The 15734-nt window shown below is 72.9% G+C and carries 18 protein-coding genes; 10 read left to right on the forward strand and 8 right to left on the reverse strand.

Annotated elements, in window-relative coordinates; translation table 11 throughout:
- Positions 1-52 precede the first annotated feature (52 nt).
- Complete coding sequence (locus ACGFIM_RS11285; RefSeq protein WP_393198232.1) at positions 53-964, reverse strand: MurR/RpiR family transcriptional regulator; 912 nt, start codon at positions 962-964, stop codon at positions 53-55.
- 165 nt (positions 965-1129) lie between these two features.
- Here ACGFIM_RS11285 and ACGFIM_RS11290 point away from each other — a divergent pair, with 165 nt between their 5' ends.
- The 3 genes from ACGFIM_RS11290 to ACGFIM_RS11300 are packed head-to-tail and all read left to right on the forward strand — an operon-like array spanning position 1130 to position 4127.
- Entirely contained in the window at positions 1130-2506 is a 1377-nt protein-coding gene (locus ACGFIM_RS11290) for an MFS transporter (RefSeq protein WP_393198235.1), read from the forward strand.
- A complete protein-coding gene (locus ACGFIM_RS11295) occupies positions 2503-2925 on the forward strand; it encodes a GAF domain-containing protein (protein ID WP_393198238.1) in 423 nt (140 codons plus the stop codon). The genes ACGFIM_RS11290 and ACGFIM_RS11295 overlap by 4 nt, the downstream gene beginning before the upstream one ends.
- A complete protein-coding gene (locus ACGFIM_RS11300) occupies positions 2922-4127 on the forward strand; it encodes an amidohydrolase family protein (RefSeq protein WP_393198241.1) in 1206 nt (401 codons plus the stop codon). The genes ACGFIM_RS11295 and ACGFIM_RS11300 overlap by 4 nt, the downstream gene beginning before the upstream one ends.
- Positions 4128-4222: 95 nt before the next feature.
- Here the strand turns inward: ACGFIM_RS11300 and ACGFIM_RS11305 are convergent, their stop codons facing one another.
- The 3 genes from ACGFIM_RS11305 to ACGFIM_RS11315 are packed head-to-tail and all read right to left on the reverse strand — an operon-like array spanning position 4223 to position 6200.
- Complete coding sequence (locus tag ACGFIM_RS11305; protein WP_393198244.1) at positions 4223-4885, reverse strand: GntR family transcriptional regulator; 663 nt, start codon at positions 4883-4885, stop codon at positions 4223-4225.
- Entirely contained in the window at positions 4882-6003 is a 1122-nt protein-coding gene (locus ACGFIM_RS11310) for a CaiB/BaiF CoA transferase family protein (protein ID WP_393198247.1), read from the reverse strand. Before ACGFIM_RS11310 ends, ACGFIM_RS11305 begins: the two co-directional genes overlap by 4 nt.
- Positions 6000-6200 carry a hypothetical protein gene (locus ACGFIM_RS11315; protein WP_393198250.1) on the reverse strand — a complete coding sequence of 67 codons (201 nt, stop codon included), beginning with the start codon at positions 6198-6200 and terminating at the stop codon, positions 6000-6002. Before ACGFIM_RS11315 ends, ACGFIM_RS11310 begins: the two co-directional genes overlap by 4 nt.
- Before the next feature lie 64 nt (positions 6201-6264).
- On the opposite strand from ACGFIM_RS11315, the gene ACGFIM_RS11320 reads away from it, so the two are divergent.
- Complete coding sequence (locus tag ACGFIM_RS11320; protein ID WP_393198253.1) at positions 6265-7428, forward strand: acyl-CoA dehydrogenase family protein; 1164 nt, start codon at positions 6265-6267, stop codon at positions 7426-7428.
- 3 nt (positions 7429-7431) lie between these two features.
- Here ACGFIM_RS11320 and ACGFIM_RS11325 read toward each other — a convergent pair whose 3' ends face one another.
- The 3 genes from ACGFIM_RS11325 to ACGFIM_RS11335 all read right to left on the reverse strand — a co-directional run bounded on the left by ACGFIM_RS11325 (position 7432) and on the right by ACGFIM_RS11335 (position 9619).
- On the reverse strand, positions 7432-8505 hold the full coding sequence (locus ACGFIM_RS11325; protein ID WP_393198256.1) for a C45 family autoproteolytic acyltransferase/hydolase: 1074 nt from the start codon (positions 8503-8505) through the stop codon (positions 7432-7434).
- On the reverse strand, positions 8505-8825 hold the full coding sequence (locus ACGFIM_RS11330; RefSeq protein WP_393198259.1) for a hypothetical protein: 321 nt from the start codon (positions 8823-8825) through the stop codon (positions 8505-8507). Before ACGFIM_RS11330 ends, ACGFIM_RS11325 begins: the two co-directional genes overlap by 1 nt.
- Before the next feature lie 128 nt (positions 8826-8953).
- Positions 8954-9619 carry a lytic polysaccharide monooxygenase gene (locus ACGFIM_RS11335; protein ID WP_393198261.1) on the reverse strand — a complete coding sequence of 222 codons (666 nt, stop codon included), beginning with the start codon at positions 9617-9619 and terminating at the stop codon, positions 8954-8956.
- A 136-nt stretch (positions 9620-9755) separates the two neighbouring features.
- Between ACGFIM_RS11335 and ACGFIM_RS11340 the strand changes: the two genes are divergently transcribed.
- From ACGFIM_RS11340 to ACGFIM_RS11350, 3 genes are all read left to right on the forward strand, one after another.
- Positions 9756-10448: a hypothetical protein gene (locus ACGFIM_RS11340; RefSeq protein ID WP_393198264.1), complete on the forward strand. Its 693-nt coding sequence runs from the start codon at positions 9756-9758 to the stop codon at positions 10446-10448.
- Positions 10449-10500: 52 nt separating this feature from the next.
- Positions 10501-11292 carry an SAM-dependent methyltransferase gene (locus ACGFIM_RS11345; protein WP_393198267.1) on the forward strand — a complete coding sequence of 264 codons (792 nt, stop codon included), beginning with the start codon at positions 10501-10503 and terminating at the stop codon, positions 11290-11292.
- 64 nt (positions 11293-11356) lie between these two features.
- A complete protein-coding gene (locus ACGFIM_RS11350; RefSeq protein ID WP_393198270.1) occupies positions 11357-12346 on the forward strand; it encodes an endonuclease/exonuclease/phosphatase family protein in 990 nt (329 codons plus the stop codon).
- Positions 12347-12448: 102 nt separating this feature from the next.
- On the opposite strand, the gene ACGFIM_RS11355 is transcribed toward ACGFIM_RS11350, so the two are convergent.
- Entirely contained in the window at positions 12449-12637 is a 189-nt protein-coding gene (locus tag ACGFIM_RS11355; protein ID WP_393198273.1) for a hypothetical protein, read from the reverse strand.
- A 469-nt stretch (positions 12638-13106) separates the two neighbouring features.
- Here ACGFIM_RS11355 and ACGFIM_RS11360 point away from each other — a divergent pair, with 469 nt between their 5' ends.
- The 3 genes from ACGFIM_RS11360 (at position 13107) to ACGFIM_RS11370 (ending at position 15684) form a co-directional block, all read left to right on the forward strand.
- Positions 13107-14108 (forward strand): ArsR/SmtB family transcription factor, encoded by a 1002-nt coding sequence (locus ACGFIM_RS11360; RefSeq protein ID WP_393198275.1) that lies wholly within the window; start codon positions 13107-13109, stop codon positions 14106-14108.
- A gap of 153 nt (positions 14109-14261) precedes the next feature.
- Complete coding sequence (locus tag ACGFIM_RS11365; protein ID WP_393198278.1) at positions 14262-14543, forward strand: hypothetical protein; 282 nt, start codon at positions 14262-14264, stop codon at positions 14541-14543.
- Between the two features lie 55 nt (positions 14544-14598).
- Positions 14599-15684 carry a transglycosylase SLT domain-containing protein gene (locus ACGFIM_RS11370; protein ID WP_393198281.1) on the forward strand — a complete coding sequence of 362 codons (1086 nt, stop codon included), beginning with the start codon at positions 14599-14601 and terminating at the stop codon, positions 15682-15684.
- Positions 15685-15734 lie beyond the last annotated feature (50 nt).

Below are 15734 nucleotides of genomic sequence, written 5' to 3' on the forward strand. Positions count from 1 at the left end.
GCCGGGACCGGCGGGCGCTTCGAGCGCCTGCGCCCTGCGGCCGGTGCGCGCCCTACTGCGGCTCGACCGGGGCGGCGGGGCGGTCCTGCGGAGACGGCGGGGTGGTGGGGCGGCGGTGCAGGAGTGAGAACTTGCCCCACATGGCCTCCGCCGCCTCGATGGAGGCCCCCGTACGCGCCGGGTCCACGGCGGCGAGCTGGGTGACCAGGGCCTGGGCGACGGCGATGCCGGCGGTCAGCGAAGGGAAGAACGCCTCGCCCTCGGCCGGCACCATCACGACCTCCTCGGCGGCCTTGGCCAGGGCGGGGCTGGCGGCGTCGGTGACGGCGAAGACGCGCACGCCGCGCGAGCGGGCCTCGTTGGCGGCCAGGACGGTGCTCTCGTACAGGCGCCAGAAGCTGATCGCGATCAGCACGTCGCCCTCGCCGATGGCGGCCACGGTGTTGGCGAGCTCGGCGTCTCCCCCGGTGACGGCGGTGACCGGGTAGCCGGCCAGGCGGGCGTTGTGCGCGAGCGCGAGGCCCACGGCGGCGTAGCTGCCGTCGGCGACGATCACCGTACGGCGGGCCGCCGCGACCGCCTCGGCGATGGTGACGAAGACGCGCTCGTCGAGCCGCCGGTTGAGCAGCGCGAGGCTTTCAAGGTCGCGGCGCAGCGAGCGGGCGCTGGGCGAGCCGGTGCCCCGGTGCTCTGCGGCGACCTGGCCGGCGCTGAGCGAGGAGAGGTAGCGGGCGCGCAGCTCCTGCTGGAGCGCGGGCCAGCCGGCGAAGCCGAGCGCCTGCGCCGTGCGGGTGACGGTGGCCACGTTGACCCCGGCGAGCTGGGCGAGCTCCTGCGCCGACCCGTACGAGGCTCGGCGCGGCTGGGAGAGCAGCACTTCGAGCACGGCGGCCGACTTGCCGCGCAGCCCGCGCGCCGGCAGCCGCTCGCGCAGCCATTCCTCGAAGCTGTCGGTGCCTGTCACCCGTTGTCTCTCCTCACCTGCCGCCCGTCCGCTCTGTGGGCCGGGAGCATCCTACGTGCTCCGGCTTCGGGAGTTTTGCAAAGAACATTGCAATTTTGCCGAAACGCACTATATGTTGCTGCGCAATCGACCTGCAGGGCCACAACCTGGGGAAAGGTGTGTTCGATGACCTTGTTGGCCCGTCTGGACCGGCTCCCGCTGAGCCGTCCCCACTATCTCCTCCTCCTGATCGGCGGCCTCGGATACACCTTCGACGGCATGGACTCCGCAGTCGTCGCGTTCCTGCTGCCGAGCGCGCAGGAGGCCTGGAACCTGTCCAACGGGCAGCTCGGCATCATCGGATCGGCGACGCCATTCGGGTTCCTGTTCGGCGCGACGGCGGCAGGACTGCTCGGCGACAGGATCGGGCGCAAGAAGGTCATGATGTACGCGCTCGCCTTCTACGCCGCCTTCTCGGTGGTCGCCGCGTTCGCCCCCAACTACGAGGTGTTCCTGGTCGCCCGCGTGCTGGCCGGGGCGGGCGCCGGCGCGGAGAGCGCGATCATCGCGCCGTTCCTGTCGGAGTTCGTACCGGCCAAGCGGCGCGGCTGGTTCGTCGGCGCGCTGTCGGGGTTCTTCTCGTTCGGCTTCGTCGCGGCGGCGCTGATCGGCCGGTTCGTGGTGCCGACGTTCGACGAGGGCTGGCGGATCGCGCAGATCATCACCGCGGTGCCGATCCTCATGCTGCTGTGGTGGCGGCGCTCGCTGCCCGAGTCGCCCCGCTACCTGCTGCAGCAGGGCCGTACGAGCGAGGCCGAGCAGGTGGTCGCCGACCTGGAGCGGCGCGTCGAGCGCGCCGTCGGCGGCCCGCTGCCCCCGGTGCCCGAGACCGCCGTCGCCCCGGCCGCGCAGACGCCCACGGTGAACCTGCTCAGCGCCCTGCGCTACCTGTGGAGCAAGGCCATGGCCAAGCGCACGGCGGTCATCTGGCTGATCTGGTTCGTGATCACGTTCTCGTACTACGGGTTCTTCTCGTGGATCCCGACGCTGCTCGTGCAGCGCGGCATCACGGTCACCAAGAGCTTCGAGTTCTCGATCATCATCTACCTGGCGCAGATCCCCGGCTACTTCTCCGCGGCCTGGCTGTCGGAGCGGATCGACCGCAAGAACACCATCGCCATCTACCTCGCGGGCTCGGCGGTCAGCGCGTTCTGGCTGTCGCAGATGGACTCGCCCGTCACGATCACCGTCGCGGGCGCGGTGCTGTCGTTCTTCCTGAACGGCACGTACGCCGGCGTCTACTCCTACACCCCCGAGGTCTTCCCGACCTGGATCCGCGCCACCGGCACCGGCCTGTCCAGCGCGTTCGGGCGGGTCGGCAGCATCCTGGCCCCGACGATCATCGGCGTGTCGGCGGCGAGCCTCGGCTTCGCCGGGGTGTTCGGCCTCACCACCGCCGTGCTGGTGGCCGGGGTGGTCTGCGTGATGGTGTTCGGGCTGGCCACCGCAGGGCGATCGCTGGAAGAGCTCACCGAACCCGCCACCGAGGAGGCGACCACGTGAACGACCTGGACGAGCTGGAGCGGCGCGTACGGGAGGAGGTGGGCGTGCGGCTGTTCACCGTGCTGGCCTGGGTGCCGCAGCGGCGGGCGCTGCGCCGCGTCCACAGCAGCCACCCCGCCGAGTACCCGGTGGGCGGCGAGAAGACCGTCGAGGTGGCCCAGCGGTGGCTGGCCACCTGCATCGAGCGGCGCGAGCCGTACTTCGGCCGCGACAAGGCCGCCGTACGGGAGATCTTCGCCGACCACGAGCTCATCGAGAGCCTCGGCTGCGGCTCGATCATCAACGTGCCCGTGCTCGGCCCGGACGGCGAGGTCGCCGCCGTGCTGAACATCCTCGACGCCGAGGGCGCCTACGACGACGCCTCGGTGGCCGCAGCCCAGAAGATCGCCAAGGAGTTCACGTTCGGAGGTGCCGCATGACCCTGCTGCTGCGCAACGCGCTGCTGCTCGACGTCGAGACCGGCGAGTACGCCGAGGCCGACCTGCGCTGCGCCGACGGCAGGATCGCCGAGACCGGGCGCGGGCTCACCGCTCCCGACGGCACCCGGGTGATCGACGTGGCGGGCGCGCGGGTCGTGCCCGGCCTGATCGACGCGCACGTGCACGTCACCGCCTCCAGCGCCGACCTCGGCTCGCTGCGGTCGCAGCCGCCGTCGTACGTCACCGCGCACGCCGCCCGCATCATGGGCGACATGCTGAGCCGCGGCTTCACCACCGTGCGCGACGCGTCCGGCGCCGACTTCGGCCTCGCCGACGCGCAGGCCGAGGGCCTGATCAGGGGGCCGCGGCTGCTGTTCTGCGGCAAGGGGCTGAGCCAGACCGGCGGCCACGCCGACTTCCGCGGCCGGGGCGAGCACCTCGACGACGACCACCCGTGCTGCGCGGGCGTCGGCCGGGTGGCCGACGGCGTGGACGCCGTACGCGCCGCCGCCCGCGACGAGCTGCGCAAGGGCGCCCACCACATCAAGGTGATGGCCTCCGGCGGCGTCGCCTCGCCCACCGACCGCATCGACTCCACCCAGTACTCCATGGACGAGCTGCGGGCCGCCGTCGAGGAGGCCGAGGCCGCGAACCGGTACGTCGCCGCCCACGCCTACACCGCCCGCGCCGTCAACCGGGCGCTGGAGGCCGGGGTGCGCTCCATCGAGCACGGCAACCTCATCGACGACTCCAGCGTGGAGCTGTTCCTGCGGCACGACGCCTTCCTCGTGCCGACGCTGGTGACGTACTGGGCGCTGAAGGAGGAAGGGCGCGAGTTCGGGCTGTCGGCGAGCAGCTGGCGCAAGGTGGACGACGTGCTCGAAGCCGGCATCGTGGCGCTCGAACGCGCCGCCCGCGGCGGGGTGCGGCTGGCGTACGGGACGGACCTGCTCGGCGGCATGCACCGGCACCAGAACCAGGAGTTCCGGCTGCGCGCCGAGGTGCAGCGGCCGCTCGACGTGCTGCGCGCGGCCACCACGGGCGCCGCCGAGCTGGTCGGGCTGACCGGCGAGATCGGCACGCTCGCCGTGGGCGCCCGCGCCGACCTGCTGGTGCTCGACGGCGACCCGCTGGAGGACATCGGCGTACTCGCCGACCCCGTCCACATCCGCCACGTGGTGCAGTCCGGCCTGCTCGTCTGACCGACCCTGCCCTGCCCTGCCGGGACCCCACCGGCAACGGCCTCCTGCGGCAAGCGCGGCCCGCGAAGGCGCAGGGCCCGAAGGCGCGCCCCGGGTCAGGTGTCCAGCAGCGGGGCGAGGGCGGTGACGGCGTGGTCGCGGTGGACGTCGAGCGTGGCCACGGCGTCGTCGGCGGAGCGGCGGCGCAGCGCGTCGAGCGCGGCGCGGTGCTCCTTGATCACCCGCTCCCTGTTGGCCGGCTCCCCGTAGTACATGGACCGGTAGGCGTCGGTGGAGTCCCACAGCGTGCGGATGAGCCGGACCAGGCGCGGCATCCCCGAGCAGTCGAACAGCGTCATGTGGAACGCCCGGTTGGCGGCGGCCATGGCGGCGACGTCGCCCGCTGCGGCGGCCCGCTCGACCTCGTCCTGCGTGGCTTCGAGCCGGGCGAGGTCGTCGTCCGTGAGCCGGGGCACGGCCCGGCGCACCGCCTCCTCTTCCAGCAGCTCCCTGATGCGGTAGACCTCACGCAGGTCGTCGAGCGAGAGCGTCTCGACGAAGTAGCCGCGATGGGCCTCGTAGGTGACGAGCCCTTCGCCCTGCAGCGTCTTGAGCGCCTCGCGCAGCGGCACCCGGCTGACCTGCAGTTCTTCGGCCAGCGCGTCCTGCCGGATGGGCGCGCCGGGGCGCAGCCTGCCGGTGGTGATGGCCCGCCGCAGCTCGCCCAGCACGAACTGCTGGGCCGTGGGCGGCCTGCGTCGTGCCTGGTCGGGACTCACCGCCCCAATATCTCACGAACCCACGCCTCGTCCTGCCCGAGCGCGGGCGGCCTGCGGCGGTAGGTGGGCGGGGTGGCGCCGAGCCGGAGGGGGTTCGCGACCTGGCCGACGCCGTCGAGGTCCACGGCGGGTTCGAGGCCGAGGTCTGTCGCGAGCCTGAACGCGGCGGCCAAGTCGTTGATCGGGCCGCACGGCACCCCGGCCTCGGTGAGGCGGGCGAACCACTCGTCGGCGGTGCGCCCGGCGAGCGCGGCGTTGAGCTCGGCGACGAGCGGCTCGCGGGCGGCGACGCGATCGGCGTTGCTCGCGTAGCGCGGGTCGCCGGCCAGATCGGGCCGGTCGAGGGCGGCGCACAGGGCGCGGAACTGGCGGTCGTTCCCGGCGGCGATGACGATCGGGCGGTCGGCGGCCTGGAACACCTCGTACGGCACGATGCTCGGATGCCGGTTGCCCATGGCGCGCGGCACGACCCCGGCGGCGGCGTACGCGGAGGCGTGGTTGGTAAGGGCCGACAGCAGTGACGACAGCAGCGAGACCTCGATGCGCTGGCCTTCTCCCGACCGGTCGCGGTGGCGGAGCGCGGCGAGGATGCCGAGCGCGGCGTGCAGGCCGGTGATCACGTCGACCAGCGCGACGCCGGCCTTGGTGCCGGGGCCTTCGGGCTCGCCGGTGACGCTCATGAGCCCGCCGACGGCCTGGGCGATGAGGTCGTAGCCGGGCAGATCGGCGCCCGCGCCGGAGCCGAAGCCGGTGATGGAGCAGTAGACGAGCCCGGGGTTCAGCTCGCGCAGCGCCTCGTAGCCGAGGCCGAGCCGGTCCATGGTGCCCGGCTTGAAGTTCTCCACCAGCACGTCTGCCCGCGCGGCGAGGGCTCTGGCGACCTCGATGTCCTCCTTGAGGTCGAGCGCGATGGAGCGCTTGTTGCGGTTGACGCCGAGGAAGTACGTGGCCTCGCCATCGGCGTACGGAGGCCCCCAGGCCCGGGTGTCGTCGCCGGTGCCGGGCCGCTCGACCTTGACCACCTCCGCGCCCAGGTCGGCGAGGAGCATGGTGGCGTAGGGCCCGGCGAGCACCCGGCTGAAGTCGGCGATCAGCAGCCCCGACAGCGCCCCGCTCATGCCGCGGCCTCCGGGCGAACGCTTGCCGGGCCGAGGACGGCGGGCGGCACGAGCCGTCCGTCCCGCTCGGCCGGCCAGGCTCCGGCCGCTCTCCTGGTCTCGGCGGCCGCCTCGGGCGGGGTCCCGTCCTTCGCGCCGGCGAACTCGTCGCCCCCGCCTTCGGTCCTGCGGCCGGCCACGAGAGTCAGAACGTCCATGGTCAACGCACCCTAACTATGCCATATTGGATTTTCAATATTGGATCCAAAATACGGAGAGGCCATGATCGCACCCACCGCCCTGTTCTCCATGGACACCCTGCTGACCGAGGAGGAACGCGAGATCAGGAGCACGGTCAGGCGCGTGTGCGACCGCGAGATCCGGCCGCACGTCGCGGGCTGGTTCGAGGCCGGCGAGCTGCCCGCGCGCGAGCTGGCCCGCACGCTCGGCTCGCTCGGCGTGCTCGGCATGCACCTCGACGGGTACGGCTGCGCCGGCATGGGCGCGGTCGCGTACGGGCTGGCCTGCCTGGAGCTGGAGGCCGCCGACTCCGGCCTGCGCAGCCTCGTCTCCGTGCAGGGCTCCCTGGCCATGTACGCGATCTGGAAGTACGGCAGCGAGGAGCAGAAGCAGGAGTGGCTGCCCGCGATGGCGGCCGGCGAGCGCATCGGCTGCTTCGGCCTGACCGAGCCCGACTTCGGCTCCGACCCCGGCGGCATGCGCACCGCGGCCAAGCGGGAGGGCGGCGACTGGGTGCTGAACGGCACCAAGATGTGGATCACCAACGGCTCCGTGGCCGACGTGGCCGTGGTCTGGGCGCGTACGGACGAGGGCATCAGGGGCTTCCTGGTCCCGGCCGGCACGCCCGGCTTCACCGTCAACGAGATCAAGCACAAGCTCTCGCTGCGCGCGAGCGTGACCAGCGAGCTGGTGCTGGACGGCGTGCGGCTGCCCGCCGAGGCGATGCTGCCGGGCGCGCGCGGGCTGTCGGGGCCGCTCGGCTGCCTGAACGAGGCGAGGTTCGGCATCGTGTTCGGCGCCATGGGAGCGGCGCTCGACTGCCTGGAGACGACCCTCGCGTACGTGGCCGACCGCGAGGTGTTCGCCAGGCCGCTCGCGTCGTACCAGCTCACCCAGGAAAAGCTCGCGGACATGACGCTGGAGCTGGGCAAGGGGCTGCTGCTCGCGGTGCACCTGGGCCGGCTGAAGGAGGCCGGGACGCTCGCGCCCGAGCAGGTGAGCCTGGGCAAGCTCAACAACGTGCGGGAGGCCCTGGAGATCGCCAGGAAATGCCGCACGCTGCTCGGCGCGAACGGCGTCACCCTCGAGTACCCGGTCATCAGGCACGCGGTGAACCTGGAGTCGGTGCTCACCTACGAGGGCACCTCCGAGGTCCACACGCTGGTCATCGGCAAGGCGCTGACCGGCATCGGAGCCTTCACGTGATGCTCAGAACGTCCGCCAGGTCGCCTCGGCGACCCGGCAGGGCCCGCCCTGGTGCACCCGCAGACGCCCGGCGGGCAGGTCGAGCCCGATCGTGGCGATCGTCTCCCACCGCTGGTTGAGCGGCTGGGCGAGGTCGGGGTGCGCGCAGACGGGCGCGTCCGGGGCATGGCTGAGCATGGCGCGCGCCCGCGCGTTCTGGCCGGGGTCGCTCAGCTCCTCGACGTGCTCGCGCAGGTGGCGCAGCCGGTCGTAGGTGCCGGGCCGGTCGGTGGCGTGCCGCTCCCCCGCCGCGAGCGCGGCGTCGTGGAAGTGGTTGCAGTGCAGCAGCACCCCGTCGGGCTCCGGCGGGATGACGGCCACGCCCGCCGGTGAGATCTCGATGGACGCGGCGTCGTTCCCCTCGTCCGACGCGGTGACCACGGTGATCACGGTCGAGGCGGAGACCCGGGCGGAGCGGGCGATCTCCGCCGCCTCCGCCACCGTGGCCGCCTCGTCGAGGATGCGGCGGGCGATCAGGTGGACGGGCACGCCGATGCCGGCGTTGTCGGAGTCGTGGCGCAGGATGTTGAAGTGCACGCCGAGCCCGGACGTGGCGGCTCCGATCTTGGCCAGCGCGCCGGCCTCGGTGAACGTGCGCACGACGTGGCCGGGGCGGGGCTCCAGCTCCCACAGCATCGGCGCGTCGCGCAGGTGGTCGTGCCAGTCCCAGGTCTGCACCGTACGCGGCGGGCCGCTCTCGGGCAGCACCACCGAGGTCGAGCACTCCCCGCGCCCGGTCGCGTCGATCGCGGCCAGGATCTCCGTGCGCGCGTTGACGGCGGCGACCTGCCACGGCTCGAGGCCGGAGCCCGCGGCGATGCCCGCCATCTCCTCGGCCAGCCCGGGCGCCCACCCGGCGCTCGCGTCGAGCGCCCGCTCGGCCCACGCGCGCACCTGCTCCGGGGTGGCGCCGGCCACGGCGAACAGGTCGGTGTAGCCGGCGTAGTTGGCGGCGATGCGGTCGCGCAGGTGGGTGCCGAGCTCTCTGCCACGGGCGCGGGGGTCGATCTGGCTGGACGAGAAAGCGGGAAAAGTCATCATTCATCCGTCGAGTCGGCGAGCCGCGGGGTGCGGGCGGTTCCATCGGCGCGGACGCGCGCGTACCGCCCGGCGCCGATGTCCTGGCTCGGCCTGAACATGGCCCCGACCGACGGCACGTGCACGCGGAAAGCCACTACCCCGGGCGGCGCCGCGCGGAACCTCTCGCGCGAGGCGGGCATCGGCTCCCGGGACGGCGACCGCGGCGACTCCAGCGCGGGCTCCCAAGACGGCGAGTGGGGCGGCTCCGGAGCGGCCGCCGTGCGCTCGACGGCATCCGAGGCGCCGTCGATGACCTCCACCTGGCCGGCCACGAGCACCGCCGCATGCTCCCAGGCGGGGGGCGGCCGGGCCGGTGCCGTACACGGTGGGCGCAACGCGCCCGCTCCATCGAGCCGGCGGTACGCGCCTCGACCAGCCCCCGCCTGTGGCGGCCTCGCGGGCGGCGTCAGCTGAAGGTGACGTCGCTGCAGAAGTAGTAGACCTGGTCCATGTGCGAGGCCTGCCAGATCGTGTAGACGACGTGGCGGCCGGTGCGCGAGCCCTTGTCGATGCCGGTGACCAGGTACTCGTTCGCCGGGGCGTACCGCGAGGTCTCCCTCACCAACTCCAGGTCGCTCCAGCGGAGCGGGGTCGTGGTGGCGTCGTAGCCCTGCTTGGTGATGTAGACCCTGATGTAGTCCGCGCCGTGCAGCGCCTGGTCGTACAGCCGGATGTCGAACGTGCTGCCGAGGCTCGTCGTCTTCCACGGGCCCGGCGTGTCCATCGAGCGGTAGCGGCCGTCCTGCGTCTGGCCGGCGCTGCAGAGCTGGCCGTCGGGCACGGCGGCCTGGTGGTTGCCGCCGACGTTGTCGCGGTAGAGCCCGTTCCAGTTCCACATGGCGTTGGGGTTGTCCTGCCACGCCTGCCAGCACATCGGGTCTTCCTGCGCCATGGCGGGGTTCTGGAAGTCGCTGCCCCAGCGGTCCCAGCAACCGTAGTTGCGGGTGGCCGGGTCGATGACGGAACCGTGCGCCGAGGCGGTGCCGGTGAGCGGCACGAACAGGATCGCCAGGGCGGAGAAGAGCAGGATCAGGGCACGCGACGTTCTGGGACGACGTGGTGCGTGGGGCATAGTGCGGTCTCCGTGTTTCCGGTCGGGGATTGCCGGTTGCTGGGAGCGCTCCCAGTGGCGGACGGTATCTGACGGCCGACGTACGGCCAAGTGACTTCCCGCTGTCAATGCCGCTCGCCGGTTCGGGTGTCACGGGTTGAGCTGGGGAAGGAGCTTTCCCGATATCGCTCAGGAAGTTGAAACTTTCAAGGAGGCGCGTGGCCGCCGCGAGACCGAGAGTGACGAGATGCGGGGAGGTGATGGCGGCGCCGCCGTCCGGCGGGGAGCGCATGGCGCCGAGGATGGAGCCGCGCACGCCGAACCGCTCGGGCGGCCGGCGGTGCCGGTCGAAGCCGCGGCCGCTGTCGGCCACCTGCACCCGGATAAGACCGCTGTCGGCCACCTGCACCCGGATAAGACCGTCGCGGCGGGCGCAGACCAGCCCGGCCCCGCGGACGCCGGCGTGCTGGGCGACGTCGGCCAGGGCTTCGATGACGGCGCGCGAAGCGGATGGTCCCGGCAGCGCGCGGCGCGGGTGAGGGGCGCAGGCTGCGGCCGCGCCAGCGCTCGGCACGGTGGTGGCGAGACGGGCGCAGCGGGGACGTGCCGCGAGGAGGACCCGGCGGGGTGCCTACGGGCGGCGATCGCCAGCGAGGGGGCGCTGGGGGCGGAGCGGCCGGAGGTGCTGGGGGCGGAGCGGCCGGAGGTGCTGGGGGCGGAGCGGCCGGAGGTGCTGCTCACGGCGGGCGCGTCGGCCGCCGCCCGTCTGGATCGCATGGACGACGAGATGGCCGCTCGGGAGCCGAAAGAGGACGCCACGGTGATCGTCGCGGAGTTCGTAACCGCCTGAGCCGTCAGGGTTTATCGCGCAGTCAGCCCGGCTTGCCCGTAAGATCCTCGATGTGAGCGCACCCCACGGCATCAACCCGAACATTCCTCACTCCGCCCGGGTCTACGACTACTGGCTCGGCGGTAAGGACAACTTCGAAGCCGATCGCCGGGTGGCCGAAGCGACGATGGCCGCGGTGCCGGGCGTCCGCGACAGCGCGCGGAACAACCGGGCCTTCCTCGGCCGGGCCGTGCGCCACCTCGCACAGCTCGGCGTGCGGCAGTTCCTCGACCTGGGCACCGGCATCCCCACCCAGGGCAACACCCACGAGGTGGCCCAGGAGGTGGCGCCGGAGTCGCGCGTGGTCTACGTCGACAACGACCCGATCGTGATGGCGCACGCCAGGGCCCTGCTGACCAGCACGCCCGAGGGCCGCACCGCGTACATCGAGGCCGACGTCCGCGACCCCGACTCGATCCTCAAGCACCCCGACACGCTGGCCACCCTCGACTTCACGCAGCCGATCGCGCTCGTCATGGTCGCGATCCTCATGCACATCCCCGACAGCGACGACCCCGAGGGCCTGGTCAAGGCGTACACGAAGGCGCTGCCGGCGGGCAGCTACCTGGTGCTCAGCCATCTGACGCTCGACCTGATCGACAAGCAGACCGCCGACGACTACCTGGCGGCGACCAGCAAGCAGGCGATGCACAGGACGCCGCGCACCGGCGAGCAGATCAGCCGCTACTTCGACGGGTTCGACCTGCTGGAGCCGGGGCTGGTGGCGGTGTCGAAGTGGCGCGAGACGCCGCTCTTCCCCGACGAGCCCGCCTGGATGTACGGCGGCGTGGGCCGCAAGCGCTAGACGCCGTCCCTGGCGCGGCCGGGCATCGGCGAGTGACCTCCTCAGGGACGGGGCGACGACGAAGGTGAGCACGACGGTCGGCATCGAGCGGGCCGCGACCGACGAGGCGCCGGTGCCGCGGCGGCGGCGCCGGCGGTGGATGTCGTGGGCGGCGGCCGTGGTGGTCGCCGTGTGGGCGGTGGAGCGGCTCTTCGGGTGGGAGCGGGGCTCGTTCGACACCCAGCTCATGACCGTGACGCCGTACGGCGCGGTGCTGGCGGCGCTGGTCGCCCTCGTGGCGCTACTGCGCCGCAACCGGTGGGCGGCGCTGGTCGCGGCGCTGGCGTGCGTGACGATGACCGCCGTCGTGGCGCCGCGTACGGTGGCCGCCGAGCAGCCGCCGGCCAAGGGCGCGCCGCTGCGGGTGCTGTCGGTCAACCTGTTCGGCCGTGCCGACGCCGCCGCCGTGGTCGATCTGGTGCGCCGTTACGACATCGACGTCTTCAGCGCCCTCGAGCTGACGTACGCCGAGGCGGAGCGGCTCGACGCGGCCGGGCTGCGCGAGCTGCTGCCGTACCGGGTGCTGCAGCCCGAGGCCGACGTGACCGGCAGCGGCATCTACTCCAGGCATCCGGTGGCGGAGCTGAAGGACCTGTTCACACCCATCGGCCACAACATGCCGGCCGCGACCGTGATGCTGCCCGGCGGGAGCAGCGTGCAGTTCGTCGCCGTGCATCCGAACCCGCCTCTGGGCCGCAAGGAACGGGAGTGGAAGGCGTCGCTGCGCGCCCTCCCCGGACCCTCGCCGTCGGCCATCAGGGTGCTCGCCGGCGACTTCAACGCGAGCCTCGACCACCGCTCGTTCCGCAAGCTGCTCGACAGGGGCTACGCGGACGCCGCCGACCAGCTCGGCCGTGCCCTCACGCCCACCTGGCCGAACTTCCGTCCGATGCCGCCGATCATCTCCATCGACCACGTGGTGGCGGACCGGCGGGTGGCGGTGCGCGACGTCGAGGTGCTGGACGTCCCCGGCACCGACCACCGCGGCATCTTCGCCGAGCTGCGACTGCCCTGAGCCGGCCGGCGCGTCGCGCCGCCCCGCGCGTACCGGGGTGACGGCCTGCGCGCGGAGCGCCCGCTCCCCTGGCGGGAGCGGGCGCCGTCGTGCTGCGGAATGTCAGGCCGCGCTCTCCTCGGCCACTCGGGGGAGCACGTCGAGATCGAACGCTCCCGACTTGACGGCCGCGGTGAACGCCTCCCAGTCGCGGCGAGGAACCTCCAGGACCACGTCCGGGTGATCCACGTGGACGACCTCCACGTGGTCGTTGATCCGCTTCGCCGCGACGCGACTGGCGTCAGGTGTCATCTGCAGCACTCCTCTCGGTGCGTTGCGGGCTCGCCCCGGCCGCCCGTTCGCAGGGCGACCGGGGCGGTTGCCGGAAGGCTTTCATCCCGGCGCGCCGTACGCCACCCACCGGTCCCGCATTCGGTGGAAAAAGCCATCACGCGGTGGTCCGTCTTTTGGCCTCGGTACAACAAACGGTTTCCACGGTACGCGGTGGCCCGGAGAGGCGGCCGCGCTCAACGGGGACGTAGGACCCAATAGCGGCCGTAAGCCGCTTTTAAGGCAAAAGTTAGCGGCGTGGCATAGCTTCACGCACCGACGAATCCGCCCGCCTCATTGCGAGAGGCACGGGCGATGATCACCGTCTCTCCGCCGAAGGGATGCCACAAAACGTGCGGCACTTAGCCCTGTGATTCGCCCGTTTTATTGATGTTTCGAGCTTCGTTGAAGCATTCCTCCGCCGATGTCTTCTCTGTCTACAGTCCTACCCGTGGGGGCCCAAGTAACAAGGACCAATGCGTGGAGCGAACTGATCATCGGCTCCACACCGCAGCTCTCCATTTCGATCTCGCCCAACCTGACGGCGCTCGCCATGCTCGCCGACGCCCTCGCCGGCCGCCGCCGCGGCCTGCCCGAGCTCTGGCGGCGGGCGGTCGGCGCCCGGGTCGGCCCGCTCGGCCACGAGGCCGTGCGTCCCCTGTCGGCCCCCGGGTCCGCGCTCGCACCCGATTTCCTGGTGCCGCGCTCCCCCTCAGGCGGCGACTTCACCGTCGCGTCCCAGATCGCCGCGCTCCAGGAGCTCGAGCCCGATGCGCTGATCAAAGACCTTGAGCGTACGTACGGGCCGGGTACGCCGCCCCCGCAGTGGCGCGCGGTGGTCGAGCGGCCAGGCCGCTGGCTGCACGGCTACGCCGGCGCGCTCGCCGACGTCTGGAGCGCCACCGAACCGCTGTGGAAGCGGGCCCGCCCGCTGCTGGACAGGGAGGTCGAGCGGGTCGGCGTGACCACCGTGCGCGGCGGGCCCGAGCTGCTGCTCGGCGCGATCAGCGACCGCATGTCCTACGGCGAGCGGGGCCTGGTCTTCTCGGACGTCACGGCCGGCACGTACGAGCTGGGCGACCGGCGCATCGTGCTGGTGCCGATGCTGGCCGGGCGCGACGCGCTCATCCTCGGCTTGGACGACCCCGACGCCGTCTGGATCGCCTACCCGGTGCCGGGAGCGGACTCCCTGTGGCGGCGGCCCGCCGCGCCGGCGGTGGACGAGTTGTCCGCGCTGGTCGGGCCGGTCCGCGCCGATCTGCTCTGCGCGCTGGACCAGCCGATGACGATGTCCATGCTGGCGACCGACATGAAGATCGCGCCCAGCGGGCTGACGTACCACTGCGACCGGTTGCGCGCCGGGCGGCTGATCACGAGGGAGCGCCGGGGGCGCGAGGTGTGGATCGCCCGCACCCACCGGGCCGAGGAGCTGCTGGAGCTCTTCCGGCGCTGAGAGACGGCGCCGGGCGCGGCGCCGGGACCAGGCGCCGGGGGCAGGCGCCGGATGCAGGCGCTGTGTGCCAGGCGCTGTGTGCCAGGCGCTGTGTGCCAGGCGCTGTGTGCCAGGCGCTGTGTGCAGGGGTCGAGTGAAGGGAGCGTGCCGGGGATGGCGCTCACATTCCAGCGCGACGCGCTGGGCGACTGCGGGGCGGCGGCGAAGTCGGCCTCCGGGGTCTTCGCCGAACTGATCGGCCCGGACGCCCCGGACGCGGCGGCCTTCGGGACGGTCTCCGGGTCGCAGGCGCTGGCGTCGGCGGTCGCCGGCCTGCGCAGCGCGGCCGAACGGGCGGCCAAGACGCTGGGCGGCAGGCTGGAGGCGGTGGACCGCACGCTCGACGCCGTCGATCGCACCTTCACCTCCGCCGACGACCAGGCGGTCAGGCGATGACCCCGGAGGTCCGCCAGGGCGGCGAGGTGATCGCGGCGCCGGAGGTGGCGGCGGCATGAGCGGGATCGACGACGTCAGCGGTCTCCCCGGCGGTGCGGAGCTGGCCGGGCTGGCGCAGCGGCTGGCCGGCGACCCGGGCGCGATCGCCGCGCAGGCGGGCGCCCTGCGCACCGCGGCGAGCACGGCCCGGTCGCACACCGGCGCGCTGGCTTCGGCGACCGGTGACGTGAGCGCGACCTGGCGGGGCGACAGCGCCGAGGCGTTCGCCGGCTACATGGGCCGGCTGACGGGCGCGGGCGACCGGCTCGCGCAGGCGCTGGAGACGGCGGCGGGCCACCTGGAGACCGCCGCCGAGACGCTGCGCGCCGCCGAGTCGCAGGCCCAGGAGGTGTGCCAGGCGTACGCCGCCGCCGTGCGCGAGGCCCGCGCGGCCACCCCGCCGCCCACCGATGAGCAGGTGGCGCGGAGTGTCGTCCCCGCGCTGAACGAGGCACGCGGCATCCTGCAGCGGCTGGTCACCGAGACCGGCGGCACGCTGTCGAGCCTGGCCGGCAAGATCGCCGAGGCCACGGAGGGCATCCCCGACGTGGCCGCGACCGTGCCGGAGCCGGACGCGCAGCCGTTCGCGCCGCGCGCCGGGCAGGCGCTCGGCTGGTCGCCGGCGTCGCGCGGCGACGACCGGGGCACCTCGCTGGCCGCGCACGGCGGTGGCGGCACGACGGGCGGCTTCGGCGGCTACGGCCCGAGCGGCCCTCCCCCGCCCGGCGGCGGCCCCGCGCCGCAGGGCCAGGTGGCCGTCTGGATCGACCAGGCGATCGAGATCCTCAAGGCCCACGGGTACCCGGCCGACAAGATGAATCCGAACGACATCTACCTGATCATCAAGCACGAGTCGGGCGGCAACCCGCACGCCATCAACAACTGGGACGAGAACGCGGCGAGGGGCACCCCGTCGAAGGGCCTCATGCAGACGATCGACCCGACGTTCCGGCGCTACAAGCTGCCCGGACACGACGACATCTACGACCCGGTGGACAACATCATCGCGGGCGTCCGCTACGCGATCGCCCGCTACGGCTCGGTGTCGAACGTGCCGGGCGTCGTCGGCGTGAAGACCGGCACGGGCTACCGCGGCTACTGACGGGCCACGCCTCTGCTGACGGGCCGCGCCTCGCGCCGGTCGCCGTTGCG

The sequence above is a fragment of the Nonomuraea sp. NPDC049309 genome, from assembly GCF_043196965.1.
In the GTDB taxonomy this organism is placed as follows: Bacteria; Actinomycetota; Actinomycetes; order Streptosporangiales; family Streptosporangiaceae; genus Nonomuraea; species Nonomuraea fastidiosa.

Bases quoted from the DNA above. Each gene is read 5' to 3' on its own strand.
- ACGFIM_RS11320 (WP_393198253.1), top strand. From the start codon at position 6,265: ATGATCGCACCCACCGCCCTGTTCTCCATGGACACCCTGCTGACCGAG.
- ACGFIM_RS11355 (WP_393198273.1), bottom strand. From the start codon at position 12,637: ATGACACCTGACGCCAGTCGCGTCGCGGCGAAGCGGATCAACGACCAC.
- ACGFIM_RS11300 (WP_393198241.1), top strand. From the start codon at position 2,922: ATGACCCTGCTGCTGCGCAACGCGCTGCTGCTCGACGTCGAGACCGGC.
- ACGFIM_RS11310 (WP_393198247.1), bottom strand. From the start codon at position 6,003: ATGAGCGGGGCGCTGTCGGGGCTGCTGATCGCCGACTTCAGCCGGGTG.
- ACGFIM_RS11315 (WP_393198250.1), bottom strand. From the start codon at position 6,200: ATGGACGTTCTGACTCTCGTGGCCGGCCGCAGGACCGAAGGCGGGGGC.
- ACGFIM_RS11325 (WP_393198256.1), bottom strand. From the start codon at position 8,505: ATGACTTTTCCCGCTTTCTCGTCCAGCCAGATCGACCCCCGCGCCCGT.
- ACGFIM_RS11365 (WP_393198278.1), top strand. From the start codon at position 14,262: ATGGCGCTCACATTCCAGCGCGACGCGCTGGGCGACTGCGGGGCGGCG.
- ACGFIM_RS11335 (WP_393198261.1), bottom strand. From the start codon at position 9,619: ATGCCCCACGCACCACGTCGTCCCAGAACGTCGCGTGCCCTGATCCTG.
- ACGFIM_RS11370 (WP_393198281.1), top strand. From the start codon at position 14,599: ATGAGCGGGATCGACGACGTCAGCGGTCTCCCCGGCGGTGCGGAGCTG.
- ACGFIM_RS11290 (WP_393198235.1), top strand. From the start codon at position 1,130: ATGACCTTGTTGGCCCGTCTGGACCGGCTCCCGCTGAGCCGTCCCCAC.